Here is a 13,500-nt window from a genome sequence, read left to right as displayed (position 1 = left end):
GAGGTATTCAATTCGTTTGTTAATTCACTATCTTAAGTACAAATCATTTACTACCTTTGCTTGATTCATCTTTCATTTGTGCAACGCCAATTTTGCGAGGTCTTCAACATTAGCTGCTTTTAGAGCTGGATTGAGCAGCAAGGGTGTAATGATATCTTCGATTAAAGAAGTGACGATTTTGCCGAATGCACCGCCAATGACCACGGCAACAGCCAAATCAATCACATTACCTTTCATGATAAATGTTTGGAAGTCTTTGATAAAACCTCCTGCTGCCCGTTTGCCACTATGTAAAGCCATGAATAATTCTCCTTAAGCTGTGTTTTTAGCTTTTTTACCTTTATGGAATAATTGCGGGATTGATCGCTGTCACAATTCGTTGAGAGTTACTATAGATTGTTTTGCGGATAATAAGTAGCTGAGCATAATTAAAAAACAGAACTAAAACCTATAGCGCACGAGCATCCTGCGCTATAGGTTTTAGGGTTTTATATTTAATTGCGCCACAGCCATAACTTGGGATTTACAAATCGCGATCGCGATCATGCAAACGCGATCGCGATTCTGCTCGTTCATCCTCTGTTTTTATCCTTTGTTTTTAGCGAAGGCAAGGAAATCGGTTGATGTCGGTATAGCCGATACATCAGATACATACAGAATAGAAAATAGCCCGAACTTATGGTTGCCTTGATTAACTCGGTGGTAACTTGTACGGACTCACCCTCCGTAGGTATCCCTCCCATCGCACCATAGGCGATCGCCCAAGTCAGCATCATGGCGATTGCCACTTGACTGACATCGCGCACTTTACGGCTACTACGCTGTTTTATCAAAGCGATCGTGGCAGGAATTAAACCAAATACGGGCATTAAACACAAAAACATTTCAATGCGCTCTTTAGGGGCATCTCGCGAAATATTCTCTGGAGTTTCGATTCGGCGATCGCGTTGAGAATAACGACTCATAACTTGACCTATGCTTCCTTTAAAATTTTGGAGCTATCCACATAGACTCATGAAAAATAGACTCATAAAAAATTGACTCATGAAAAATAGACTCATGAAAAATAGACTCATAAAAAATAGACTCATAAAAAATTCATTGCAATCCAAGGACTGTTAATAAACTCATCGGTTCCATATAATTGCCATTAGCATAAGTCAAAATTTATGACTTATATAGCTGCTGCCAGTCTTGTTAGGACAAAATTAAAACCCAAAATAGTGTTGCTGCGCGGAGTGCGGCAACACTATTTTGGGTTTTATGTCCTGATACAGTTGACGGCAGCTTAGCAATGCTTTGGCGAGCCATATTGTTTATTGATCTATTTGTCTATTTGAAGGAAAAATAACTGTAATGGATACAGCAACAATTCAAAACGTTCTGTCAACTAATTTAAACCTGCTCACGGGTGCAGCATTTAAGGTGATTGCGGCGATCGTTCTTTGGTTTATTGGTCGCAAACTTATCGATATTTCAACGGGTATTACATCCCATACCCTTAAAAATCAGCGCATCGATCCCACTCTGATCGGTTATCTGGTTTCCAGTCTCACAGTTTTACTAAATATTATTTTAGTTGTCGCTATTCTTGGTTACTTTGGCGTTGAGACTACATCTTTTGCCGCACTTCTAGCGGCGGCTGGGGTAGCGATCGGTGCGGCATGGAGCGGTTTACTAGCTAACTTTGCCGCAGGTGCTTTTTTGATTGTTTTACGCCCATTCCAAGTTGGTGATTTTATCTCAGCAGGGGGGATTACGGGCACTGTAGTGGAAATAGGTCTGTTTGTGACAACCATTGACACCCCCGATAATGTCCGTACTTTTGTTGGTAACAACAAACTTTTCTCTGACAATATTCAAAACTTTTCCACTAATGCCTATCGTCGCGTTGATATCCATGCCCAGCTCGATCATTCCGTTAATCATGGTGAGGCAATCCGCGTTCTTAGGGAAAGGATTAGTAATATTCCCAATGTAATTAGTAACCCTGCTCCTCAACTGGAAATTCTTGAGTTCACAGCCCTCGGTCCCGTCCTAGCTGTTCGTCCTTTCTGCAATAACACTCACTATTGGCAAGTTTATTTTGATACCAATCGAGTTATTCGTGAAAGCTTTAGCGAGTCAGGCTTCCCCATTCCTCAGCAACATTTTCAAATTCGCCAATCCTAGCTACTCCTTTCCCAGTGAAGAATGAGACGTTGCGGCGCAAAGCGCCGCAACGTCTCATTCTTGGTTTTGCAGGTCTATTTCTTTAGCCCGAAGGGAAGTGAGTAAGTACGCACAGTCGAAGAATCACAGAGAGAATGGCGATCCAAAAGCGATCGCCATTCTCTCTGTAATACCAAGTGATACCCATGTTTTTTGAGTTGCTATAACATTTCTCATAAAAGAAGAAACCCTCGCATTGCGAGGGTTTCTTCTTTTCTTCTTTTATGCAGTTACTAATTCAGGTCGTTTGCTATTGCGAATGTCATTAATTGCCTTAGCATAGTCTGGAGCATTGAATACTGCGGAGCCCGCCACAATTGCGTTAGCACCAGCTTCTAGAACTTGCCAAGTGTTATTTGCCTTCAGACCGCCATCTACTTCAATCCAAGGATCGAGTCCGCGATCGTCACACATTTGACGCAACTTCGCGATCTTAGGAATTACGTTAGGAATAAAGCTCTGACCGCCAAAGCCAGGATTAACGCTCATGATCAATACCAAGTCGCAGAGATCGAGCACATACTCAATGAAGCTCAAAGGGGTTGAAGGGTTGAGTGATACACCAGCGAGTTTACCGAGTTCTTTAATTTGCGAAAGATTGCGGTGCAGGTGAGGGCAAGCGGTGTGTTCAGCGTGGACGGTGATGATATCAGCACCAGCTTTAGCGAAGTCAGCTACATATCTTTCGGGCTCAGCGATCATCAAATGCACATCAAGAATCTTAGTGGTGACGGGGCGGATTGCCGAAACAACCAATGGTCCAATCGTAATATTGGGGACAAAGCGACCATCCATCACATCAACGTGAATCCAGTCTGCACCCGCCGCATCAACTGCACGAATGTCGTCACCTAAACGGCTAAAGTCAGCAGACAGGATCGAGGGGGAAATAACTGTGGACTTTTTAGGCATATGATTTACGGGGGGCTTAGCTTAACAAGTGTCTAAAAAACAGCAGATAAAGGTAATTTTAACTACAGTCTTATCTTAATTATTAATTAAATTTAGCAGCTTTGAACGTAAAAAACATAATTGTCGCGCTTTTCAAGGCTATTGTGATTAAGTAGCTGAGCATAATTGAAAGCCAAAGCCCTGTAGCGCTTGCTGCGCGTGCGCTACAGGGCTTTGGCTTCTATATTTAATTGCGCCTAGTTACTTAGTGGTGAATTACAAATAATCCGATCGCATAGGTAATAAATCCCAGAAAAATACAACTTGGCAAAGTTAATATCCAAGCTAGTAACAATTTTTTGACCGTATCTATCTGCAAACCCGCCCGATTTGCTACCATCGTTCCTGCGATTCCTGAAGAAAGAATGTGGGTTGTACTAACGGGTAATCCAAAGTAATTAGCCGTGGCGATCGCCGTCATAGTGACCATTTCGGAAGTTGCGCCTTGGGCATAGTTAAGGTGTTCTGTACCAATTTTTTCGCCTACGGTGACGACAACTCTTTGCCAGCCGATCATCGTGCCTAGTCCGAGAGCGATCGCGATCGCGACCTTTACCCAGTAGGGAATAAACTTGAGAATGCGATCTAACTGATTTTTAAAGTCAATGATTACATCTTGATTTTGGAGATTTGCCAATTTTGCTGGTGTTTCTAATTTGCCAATTTTACCGATCGCCATTGACATTAGATAAAGATCGTTTCTAACTTGGCGGCGATCGCCGATGGCAATGTCTCGCAAATTATCACTTTGGCTCAAATACTCATTAACGCTCTGACTTTCGGATATGAGCGATCGCCAGATATTTTCATTTAGTTGTCCTTCGGGCTGTAAAAATTTTGTAAGTTCGGCTCGACTATTAGCAATCAATTCGTCCGAGGATGCCTCTATGAGCGAAGTCCCCCTAATTTGTGACTCGAAGATGGGGATAACTGAGTTAGATGTCGCGACTAATCTGGCGATCGCTTGTGGACTTGTATCGAGGTTTAAAGCGAAGAGATTCGGCAAAAAGACGATTAAGATCAGCATCATTAAGCCGACTCCCTTCTGACCATCATTAGAGCCATGGGCAAAGCTAACCCCCGTGCAGGTCAAGACGAGAATAGCTCTAATCCATAGGGGTGGCTCCTTCTCGCTGGGTGGGCTATATAGCTCTTCCCGTTGAAAGAGCGCTTTACTGATTAGAAATAGAATTACTGCCCCACAAAATCCTAACAATGGCGAAACTAGTAACGAAACCAACACTTCCTGCATTTTGCTTGCATTGATGCCATTCCACCAATTTCGTTCTAGGGATAGCAATGAATGGGCGATCGCGATCCCTGTAATGGCTCCGATCAAGCTATGGGTGCTTGATACGGGCAGTCCTAAATACCAAGTTCCCAAATTCCAAATAATTGCCGAAATCAATAGGGCTAAAACCATGATTAAACTGGAATCAGAAGAATCGTTAACCATTAAGTCCGCAGGCAAGAGGGAAACGATCGCAAAGGCAACGGTTCCGCTAGAGGTTAGTACTCCTAATAAATTCCAAAGTCCCGACCAGACGACGGCATAAACTGGTTTGAGAGTATTGGTATAAATCACGGTCGCGACGGCATTGGCGGTGTCATGAAATCCATTCACAAACTCAAAGCCAAGAACCAAAGCGATTGCTAAACCTAAGAATAAATATTCCATAAAAAATATCAATCCAACTTCAGCGCCACAGGGGGCTAGATTTTGCCATTAATCATCTTTTCTGCCTAGAGAGCGCCACCAGCGACTAAGCGGAAAATAAATCGCTGGAGACCATAAACTGCTCAAAATTGCCGAACTAAGGGCAATTCTCTGTTGCAAAGACCAGACATTATCGATCCCCGCCCCCATAAAGGTCAGTTGGACGGCGTGCATTGTTTCGACGATCACTGCCATCCCAAACACGATTAAAGCGATCGAAATAAAATCCTCTTGGATATAGCGCTGCTTTTGTAACAGTGATGTTAGTCCCCCTGCGATCGCTAGTCCCAAGGTATGGGTTGGGGAAATATTTAGATCAGTAACCGTTGTCATCCCATCCTGAACCATACCTAAGGCTATACCCGTCATCACCGTTAAAAACACGGGACGGTTAACACTCCATGCAACTAGCCAAATTAGCAACCAATTGGGCGCAATTCCCATCAGGGTCATGCCAGGTATTCTGGTATACATGGCGAGAATACATGCCAGCAAAGAACCAATGGTGACAATCCCGTTTAAAAACTTCTTGGATATAGAGGTTTTGCGATCGAGCATGGGTAAGGATTTAGGCAAGCTAAAACAAATATAGGCGGTACTTTTCGCCGCCTATATTTGTGAGTTTATATTTTTTCTTGAAATGGGTAGACTTTAACGTAGTCCAGTAATCCTAACGGAGTAGAAAATTCGACGATCGCTTCGGGAGAGGGTTGTTTATCTAGATTGATCGATTTAATCCGACCGACGGGAATACTTTCAGGAAATAATGTCGTGAACTGCGAAGTAGTGACAATATCGCCAACCTTAACATCAGGATCGCGCTCAAAAAACTCCAAAATAGCTGTATTTTGGCTCTGTCCCTTGAGCATTCCACTAAAGCGACTACGGCTGACCACAACCCCAACTTGGCTATTAGGATCGCTGACTAAGAGAATTTGGCTGCTATTGGGAGAAACATGGGTTACCCGCCCAACCAATCCGCCAGGAGCGACAACTACAGAATTAGGTCTGATGCCATCATTGCTGCCTTTACCGATTAAAACTTGATTCCACCATGAATCTGCACCACGACCGATGACTGTAGCCCAAATACCAGTATCCGTAGGACTGACCTTGACCTTTAGGATTTCTTTCATCCGTTGGTTTTGGGACTCTAGCTCAGTTAAGCGATAGCGCAGTTCGCGAACCTGCGCATCTTGTAAGAGTTCTTGCCTAGATACCGTTGCTTGAAAGGGACGACTGAGAAACTGGTAGGTTTCCATGATTGCCACCCCTTGTGTTTGGCGGATAAACCATGCCACACCTATGCCAACGGTAACAACAGCAGTTTGAAAACTATAGCGTTGCCACCAACTACGGATTGACTCCATGAAAAATTTTACCTATAAACTTTTCAAGCGACTAGTAAGTACACGACCGAGATTTTTGTAATCTTCAAGTACCCGACCAGCACCAATCACCACACAATCTAAAGGTGCGGGAGCAATATGTGTAACAATCCCTGTCTCGTGGCTGATCAAAGTGTCAATTCCATTCAGCATTGCGCCACCACCTGCCAGCATAATACCGCGATCGATGATATCGGCAGCTAATTCAGGAGGAGTGCGCTCGAGGGTGCGTTTTACCGCTTCGATGATTACCGAGAGCGGTTCGCTCATACTTTCGCGGATTTCCGAAGACTTGACGGTCACGGTACGAGGTAGACCAGATAATAGGTGTAGCCCTCTGACCTCCATCGAAGTTTCTTCTTTGATCGGATAAGCTGAACCAATTTTGATTTTAATTTCTTCAGAAGTCCGCTCCCCAACAACAAGGTTATGCACGGTCTTCATATACTTCATGATGGCTTCGCTGAGTTCGTCGCCAGCAACCCGCACTGACTCGCTCAAAACGATGCCTTGCAAACTCATAACTGCGACTTCAGTCGTACCACCACCAATATCGATGATCATATTGCCAGTTGCTTCGGTTACAGGAAGTCCTGCACCGATCGCTGCTGCGATTGGCTCATCGATCGGGTAGACTTCACTAGCACCAGCACGACGAGCCGCATCCATTACAGCACGCCATTCTACCCCCGTTACCCCACTTGGTATACCGATCGCAATACGAGGATTAAAAACGCCTTTTTTAACTTTCTGAATGAACGAACGCAGCATTAACTCAGCAAAGTCAAAATCCGCAATTACACCATCCTTAAGGGGACGCACTGCAATGATGTCACCTGGTGTGCGACCGATCATCTTATTGGCTTCGTTTCCAACTGCGTAGGCAGTCTTATCTCGTTGATCGATCGCGACAACGGAGGGCTCTTGTAAAACAATACCTTCCCCAGACACATAAATAAGTGTGTTGGCGGTACCGAGGTCAATGCCTATGTCTTTCGTGAAATGGCGTAATAAACCCACAGTCAACTCTTCCAGTGGTCAAACTAGCTATATTAATTTAACATTTTATTACGATTGTTGTCACTTAGTCTAGTCTTCTTAACCATTCTGAAAAAATTAAGCGGCTAAATATGATTACTCCCTACCCAGTGAAGAGCTAGACGTTGCGGCGCGAAGCGCCGCAACGCTAATTAAACGCTAATTATTGGTTTTTGATGTCTATTTCTTTGGCGGGAAAGGAGTAGATATAAAATCCCCAAAGCTGTGGCGCACTCTTTGCGGGGCAAACACCAGTCAGGGAAACGCTATATTATGATGAATATTCAGTAAAACTTTGTAATAACTAACGATTATCCAATGAGTGATTGGCTAGAACATACCGTCCAAACCGAAGTCGCTATTCCCGTGGAATACGCTTGGTCGTTGTGGTCAGACTTACAGGCTATGCCCCGTTGGATGAAGTGGATTGATTCTGTGATTGTTACGGACGATCCTGAGGTTTCGGCTTGGAAGCTTGGTACAAATGGTTTGACCTTTACTTGGAAGTCTCGAATTTTGAAACAAATTCCCAATCAAATAATTCAATGGGAGTCAATTGGTGGTTTGCCCAATCGAGGTGCTGTGAGGTTTTATGGTCGTCCCAATAATCTAACCATTGTGAAGCTGAGTATTGCCTATGCGATTCCCGCGATCGGGCAACTGATGGATAATTTGTTTTTGGGACAAGTGGTCGAATCTACTTTGCAAGCAGATTTAGATAGATTCAAGATTTATGCTCAAGAAGACTTTACTAATTCAAAATCTTCATAATTAATTTTCAAAGCCTAAAAGCCTGTGACTTATACCACAGGCTTTTAAGGATTCTAGTTAAGAATGGTCTGAGCAAAGCTCAGACCATTCTTAACTAGAATATTGAGCGTTGACCTTCAGGGCTAACCCCAATGATAGTAAGCTGGCAGTCTAGAACAGAAAATCCATATTTATCGGCAACTTTTTTACTAATCGTGAGGATTTGATCGTTTTTAAATTCAATGACGCGATTAGTTTTTACGCAGACTAGATGATGATGGTGATGAGGTTTTGGTTGATTGATTTCGTAATGTTTGTGATCCTCGGTGAGTTCCAATTCTCGCAAAATCCCCATCCGCGCCATCATCTTGACCGTACGATAAATTGTTGAAAGACTAATATTTTCACCTTGTATTTTGAGACGTTCGTAGAGATCTTCAGCACTGAGATGCTCTCCTTCAGGGAGAGTCTGAAATGTGCTCAAAATCACCTCACGCTGGGGTGTCATACGACAACCTTTTGAGTTGAGTTCAGCCTTTAGGGATTCAGGTGAATAGGTGGTCTCCGCAGAAGTCATAGCATTATCAATAACGATAGCTTCTTGAGAATAGCATATAGTGCAAATGGTCTCAGCGTTGTTCGACTTTTTGTGTTATGTTTAGCAACCGATGCCACCTCACCTATGTCACTTCATAGTTATTAATCATGTTAACGTTGCCGCGCGCGATTATTCATCGTAAAAAAGTTGATGCGGTACAGCGTTTTCATCCTTGGATTTTTTCGGGGGCGATCGCCAAAATGTCGGGAGAAGTCCATGATGGTGACTTGGTAGAAGCCTACAGCGAGGATGGTCAATTTTTAGCGATTGGTCTGTGGGGGATGGGGAGCATTGCGATCAAAGTGCTATCGTTTCAACCCATCGAATCGATGCGGCAATTGTTAAAAGAGAACTTAAAGCAAGCATTTGCCCTCAGGCAACAATTGGGTTTAATTGATAACTTAGAAACTAATTGTTATCGATTGGTGAGTTCTGAAGGGGATAGTCTGGCTGGATTAATTATTGATATTTACGGCGATACGGCCGTTTTACAGTGCCATTCGTTGGGAACATATCGCTATCGTCAGGATATTGCCGAAATATTGATGGAGATCTATGGCGATCGCTTGAAAGCGGTTTATGACAAAAGTGCGGCGACACTTTCGCGCAAATCGCAGGCGCAATCGCAGGATGGTTTATTAATTGGTGAAAAGTCCCTTGATAATGCTGAAGTCTTAGAATACGGACATCGCTTTATTGTGGATTGGGAGAGGGGACAGAAAACAGGATTTTTCTTAGATCAAAGGGAAAACCGACGGTTATTTGGCAAGTATGCGACGGGGAAAAAGGTCTTAAATACCTTTTGTTATTCAGGTGGATTCTCGGTATATGCCGTTGCCTCAGGGGCGCGAGAAGTGCATTCGATCGATAGTTCTGTCAAAGCTATGGAATGGACGGATCGCAATATTGCTGCCAATTTCGATACCGAGCGTCAGTCCAGACATACTTCTTTTACTGGGGATGTGTTTAACTTTCTAAAGCAATGCGATCGCGATTATGAAGCGATCGTGCTCGATCCGCCTGCTTTTGCCAAAAGTCTATCGGCGCGGCATTCGGCGATGCAAGCCTACAAACGCTTGAATGCGCAGGCTCTCTCTAATCTAAAAAGTGGTGGTTTGTTATTTACTTTTTCCTGTTCGCAGGTGGTGAACGTAGAGAATTTTACGGGAGCAGTTACGGCTGCTGCGATCGAGTCTGGTCGCACCATTCGCGTTTTGCATCATCTGACCCATCCTGCCGATCATCCGACGAGTATTTTTCATCCTGAAGGAGCTTATCTTAAGGGTTTAGTTTTAAGCGTTCAGTAGCTATTCCCTTCCCAGTAAAAAATTAGCGTTGCGGCGCTTCGCGCCGCAACGCTAATTTTTGGTTTTGTATGCGAAGCCTCTCTTGACATCCACCCCGCACTGAAGTGACAGGGATTCCTAAGACTCACGACTTAGGTTTCTGTTTCATAGCACCAGCCTTCCGAGATTTACTCTCCTCAGGGCTTACAGTCGCTCCACAGACATTCACCGCAAGCCCTGCGGCAAGAATATTTTTTGCCGCATTTACATCTCTATCGTGATGTGTACTGCACTTAGGACAATCCCACTCTCTGACATTTAAAGGCAACTTATCCACAACATAACCGCAATGTCCACACCTTTTAGAGCTAGGAAACCAACGATCAATTTTGACAAAAGTGCGACCATACCAGTTGCACTTATATTCCAGTTGCCTAACAATTTCACCCCAACTAGCATCACTAATCGAGAGAGCGAGTTTCCTATTTTTGACCATATTCTTCACAGACAAATCTTCGACGGCAATCACTTGGTTTTCACGAACTAGTCGAGTTGTCAACTTGTGAAGAAAATCATGACGAGCATCGCTAATCTCTGCATGAACTTTAGCGACCTTCAACCTAGCTTTGTGGCGGTTATTAGAGACTTTCTTTTTACGGCTAAGCGCTTTTTGAGCTTTACGCAATTTACGACGCTTAGCTTTGAATGTTTTGGGATTGGGAATCTTCTCGCCATTACTCAAAGCCATCAGGCTAGTAATGCCCAAATCCAAGCCAATTTGATTAGGAGATTCAGGTAATGTTTCGATTACGACATCAACTAGCAAAGATACAGTCCACCGTCCAGAAGGCGAGAGCTTCACCGTAATTGTTGATGGCTCTGCTCCTTCGGGGAGTTGACGACTCCAACGGATGTCTAAAGGTTGAGAACATTTTGCTAAAAATACTTTGCCATCTTTCCACTTGAAAGCAGCCTTGGTAAATTCAGCGCTTCCGCCGTGATGTTTTTTCTTGAAGTTGGGATATTTTGCCCGTCCTGCGAAGAAATTAGTAAACGCGGATTGTAAATGTCTTAGCCCTTGCTGTAATGGCACACTGCTAACTTCATTAAGAAATTGCAAGTCCTCTTGCTTCTTCCAACTGGTTAGCATTGTTGAGGTTTCAGAGTATCCAACTCGCTCTTGGCGTTCATACCATGCTTCTGTCCTTGCGGCTAAGGCACGGTTATAGACTAATCGAGCGCAACCCATCGTTCTTCTAAGCAAGGTTTCTTGCTCAGGAGTTGGATAGAATCGGTACTTGAAAGCTTTTTGCGTCATGCTTACATTATAGAATTTACTGTGTAAGGTATCTAATTTAATATAAAGCCGTGCTAGAAGCACGGGGTTTTTAACCCAGTTTTCCGATAACAAATCCCAGAAAATAAGTTGCGGTGCGAAGCACCGCAACTTATTTTCTGGGATTTTGGCAAATTCACACAGCTACAGCTAATACCAATGCACAAAAGTGTTGTCACACTTTTGTGCATTAAAAACTAAACCTAAGTAGCCAATCACAATGAAATATAAAACCCAAAAATCTGTGGCGCACGCGCAGCGTGCGCCACAGATTTTTAATTTGGTATAAAAAAGAGAGGTCGCAAAGCGACCTCTCTTTTTTTCAAGACTTTACTGTCGGAAATTAGGGAAGTGATTAGTATTTAGGAATTGCAGGATCGATTTGCTCGCTCCATGCGTTAATACCACCCTGTACATTGATCCCATCAATGCCAGCTTGCTTCAAAATACCCAAAGCCTTCATTGATCGCCCACCCATTTTGCAATGAGCAATGAGCTTCTTACCGTCTAACAAAGACTTGACCTTGTCCACCCCATTACCATTTTCGATTTCTGGTAAAGGTATTAATACGGTGTTAGGAATTCTGCCGATTTCCCACTCATTGGGATTGCGCACATCGATGATTAGGTAATCCGATGCACCCGCATCAATAATCTCCTTAAGTTCATTGACGTTAATTTCGGCGATCGCCTTTTGTGCTTCCATTTCGTTTTCTTTTTGTTGAGGAATGCCACAGAACATCTGATAATCAATCAATTTCTCGATGACGGGACGCACTGGATTGGGACGCAGCTTTAGTTCGCGGAAAGTCATCTTCAAGGCATCGTAAAGCAACAAACGTCCACTCAAAGTATTTCCCTGTCCGAGAATGATTTTGACAGTTTCCGTCGCTTGGATGACCCCAATAATCCCAGGGAGGATTCCTAAAACGCCACCTTCAGCACAGGAGGGAACTAACCCTGGTGGTGGTGGCTCTGGGTAGAGATCGCGGTAGTTAGGACCACCTTCATAGTTGAAAACCGTAGCCTGCCCTTCAAAGCGGAAAATTGAGCCGTAGACGTTAGGCTTGTTGAGCAATACACAAGCATCATTAACTAGATAGCGCGTGGGGAAATTATCCGTACCATCGACAATGATGTCGTAGGGAGCCATGATCTCCAGAGCGTTAGCCGAAGATAGGTGTGTGTTGTAGAGATCGATCTGGCAATAGGGGTTGATTTCTAAGATCCGCGCCTTTGCAGATTCGATCTTTGGTTTACCGACAGTACTAGTGCCATGAATGATTTGACGCTGGAGGTTTGAGGTATCTACTACGTCAAAGTCTACGATGCCAATACGTCCGACACCTGCCGCCGCGAGGTATAACAACAAGGGCGCACCCAATCCACCCGTACCGATGCACAGTACGCTAGCAGCCTTGAGTCGCTTTTGTCCTTCTACCCCAACTTCAGGCAAGATTAGGTGACGCGAGTAGCGCTCGTAGTCATCTTGGGTGAGTTGAATTGTATTTGGGTCTGGATTGAGCATGATTAAGTAAATCGCACGTTGCTTGCGTTTAGCGATCGCTCTTGACGGTTAAAAACTACCTGTTAGGTCGGCTCAACTCACGAATCGAGCCTGCTAACTCAATAATTTAAGGTTGCGATCGCGATTGCCTTTGCTGAATTAGCGTGTTTTAGTATTTCTATTGTAGTTTCCTAGTTTACGCTTTATTGCAATGTTGTATGTTTGTTGCAGTTAAGCTAACCGCTCTAACTACAATCTAAATAGTAAGTAGCTCTGCAAAACTGAAAAGCCTATGCCTCGCGCTTATCGTAGGGTATAGGTTCTGGTTATTCGCATCTAACTTACGATGCAATATGTTTACAAAAGTTTAGATTGCCAAAATTTCAAATGTGACTGAATCTACGCAGTACTATGGAGCTTATGGAAACCCCTTACATCTATTACATTCCCATCTACCCTGATGATGATAATTGCGAAACCCTAATGCATTTATTTATCGGTAAACCCGGTTTAGATTCGGAAATTATGAGCTTACTCGAAATTCTGGATAATCGCGAGCATAACGGTGAAGCTGTTGACTACGTACATGAGCTGGAACATAAATTTGATTTAAAGCGGGTTTCGGTCAGGTTCTTGCCCAGAAAACGCGATCGTGACGCTGTCCCGATCATGACTTAACGTGAGTTCGGGATAATTTGAAACGGGCTTTGAGAAAGGG

The 13,500-nt window shown here is 43.7% G+C and carries 13 protein-coding genes and 1 pseudogene; 4 read left to right on the top strand and 10 right to left on the bottom strand.

The genetic code is table 11. The annotated features are described in order from the left end of the window. Positions 1–84: 84 nt before the first annotated feature. Together PSE7429_RS16420 and PSE7429_RS16415 are read right to left on the bottom strand one after the other, a co-directional pair. A pseudogene (locus tag PSE7429_RS16420) lies at positions 85–300 on the bottom strand (large conductance mechanosensitive channel protein MscL); the annotation flags it as partial. A 272-nt stretch (positions 301–572) separates the two neighbouring features. Next, positions 573–965, bottom strand: a complete 393-nt coding sequence (locus tag PSE7429_RS16415; RefSeq protein WP_009628394.1) for a hypothetical protein — start codon at positions 963–965, stop codon at positions 573–575. 391 nt (positions 966–1,356) lie between these two features. Between PSE7429_RS16415 and PSE7429_RS16410 the strand changes: the two genes are divergently transcribed. Beyond that, complete coding sequence (locus PSE7429_RS16410; RefSeq protein ID WP_009628393.1) at positions 1,357–2,172, top strand: mechanosensitive ion channel family protein; 816 nt, start codon at positions 1,357–1,359, stop codon at positions 2,170–2,172. A 261-nt stretch (positions 2,173–2,433) separates the two neighbouring features. Here the strand turns inward: PSE7429_RS16410 and rpe are convergent, their stop codons facing one another. The 5 genes from rpe to PSE7429_RS16385 all read right to left on the bottom strand — a co-directional run bounded on the left by rpe (position 2,434) and on the right by PSE7429_RS16385 (position 7,287). After that, positions 2,434–3,123: a ribulose-phosphate 3-epimerase gene (gene rpe, locus PSE7429_RS16405; RefSeq protein WP_009628392.1), complete on the bottom strand. Its 690-nt coding sequence runs from the start codon at positions 3,121–3,123 to the stop codon at positions 2,434–2,436. Positions 3,124–3,367: 244 nt separating this feature from the next. Beyond that, positions 3,368–4,840: an inorganic phosphate transporter gene (locus PSE7429_RS16400; RefSeq protein ID WP_009628391.1), complete on the bottom strand. Its 1,473-nt coding sequence runs from the start codon at positions 4,838–4,840 to the stop codon at positions 3,368–3,370. 48 nt (positions 4,841–4,888) lie between these two features. Beyond that, on the bottom strand, positions 4,889–5,437 hold the full coding sequence (gene mreD / locus PSE7429_RS16395) for a rod shape-determining protein MreD (RefSeq protein ID WP_009628390.1): 549 nt from the start codon (positions 5,435–5,437) through the stop codon (positions 4,889–4,891). A gap of 65 nt (positions 5,438–5,502) precedes the next feature. After that, positions 5,503–6,249, bottom strand: coding sequence for a rod shape-determining protein MreC (mreC, locus tag PSE7429_RS16390; protein WP_009628389.1), 747 nt, complete (start codon positions 6,247–6,249; stop codon positions 5,503–5,505). Between the two features lie 12 nt (positions 6,250–6,261). Further along, positions 6,262–7,287 carry a rod shape-determining protein gene (locus PSE7429_RS16385; RefSeq protein WP_009628388.1) on the bottom strand — a complete coding sequence of 342 codons (1,026 nt, stop codon included), beginning with the start codon at positions 7,285–7,287 and terminating at the stop codon, positions 6,262–6,264. 336 nt (positions 7,288–7,623) lie between these two features. Here PSE7429_RS16385 and PSE7429_RS16380 point away from each other — a divergent pair, with 336 nt between their 5' ends. Next, on the top strand, positions 7,624–8,076 hold the full coding sequence (locus PSE7429_RS16380) for an SRPBCC family protein (protein WP_009628387.1): 453 nt from the start codon (positions 7,624–7,626) through the stop codon (positions 8,074–8,076). A 94-nt stretch (positions 8,077–8,170) separates the two neighbouring features. Here PSE7429_RS16380 and PSE7429_RS16375 read toward each other — a convergent pair whose 3' ends face one another. After that, on the bottom strand, positions 8,171–8,632 hold the full coding sequence (locus PSE7429_RS16375; RefSeq protein WP_009628386.1) for a Fur family transcriptional regulator: 462 nt from the start codon (positions 8,630–8,632) through the stop codon (positions 8,171–8,173). Positions 8,633–8,760: 128 nt separating this feature from the next. Here PSE7429_RS16375 and PSE7429_RS16370 point away from each other — a divergent pair, with 128 nt between their 5' ends. After that, positions 8,761–9,960: a class I SAM-dependent rRNA methyltransferase gene (locus tag PSE7429_RS16370; RefSeq protein WP_009628385.1), complete on the top strand. Its 1,200-nt coding sequence runs from the start codon at positions 8,761–8,763 to the stop codon at positions 9,958–9,960. Between the two features lie 124 nt (positions 9,961–10,084). On the opposite strand, the gene PSE7429_RS16365 is transcribed toward PSE7429_RS16370, so the two are convergent. Both PSE7429_RS16365 and moeB read right to left on the bottom strand, forming a co-directional pair. Continuing rightward, on the bottom strand, positions 10,085–11,257 hold the full coding sequence (locus PSE7429_RS16365; protein ID WP_009628384.1) for an RNA-guided endonuclease InsQ/TnpB family protein: 1,173 nt from the start codon (positions 11,255–11,257) through the stop codon (positions 10,085–10,087). A 373-nt stretch (positions 11,258–11,630) separates the two neighbouring features. Further along, positions 11,631–12,803 (bottom strand): molybdopterin-synthase adenylyltransferase MoeB, encoded by a 1,173-nt coding sequence (gene moeB, locus PSE7429_RS16360; protein ID WP_009628382.1) that lies wholly within the window; start codon positions 12,801–12,803, stop codon positions 11,631–11,633. 399 nt (positions 12,804–13,202) lie between these two features. On the opposite strand from moeB, the gene PSE7429_RS16355 reads away from it, so the two are divergent. Then, the gene (locus PSE7429_RS16355) at positions 13,203–13,460 is read left to right on the top strand and encodes a hypothetical protein (protein ID WP_040689124.1); all 258 of its coding nucleotides are present in this window, start codon (positions 13,203–13,205) and stop codon (positions 13,458–13,460) included. Positions 13,461–13,500: the final 40 nt, after the last annotated feature.

The organism is Pseudanabaena biceps PCC 7429 (assembly GCF_000332215.1).
In the GTDB taxonomy this organism is placed as follows: Bacteria; Cyanobacteriota; Cyanobacteriia; order Pseudanabaenales; family Pseudanabaenaceae; genus Pseudanabaena; species Pseudanabaena biceps.
Note: the sequence above shows the minus strand (reverse complement) of the source record. Positions and strands in the feature narration are given on the sequence as shown.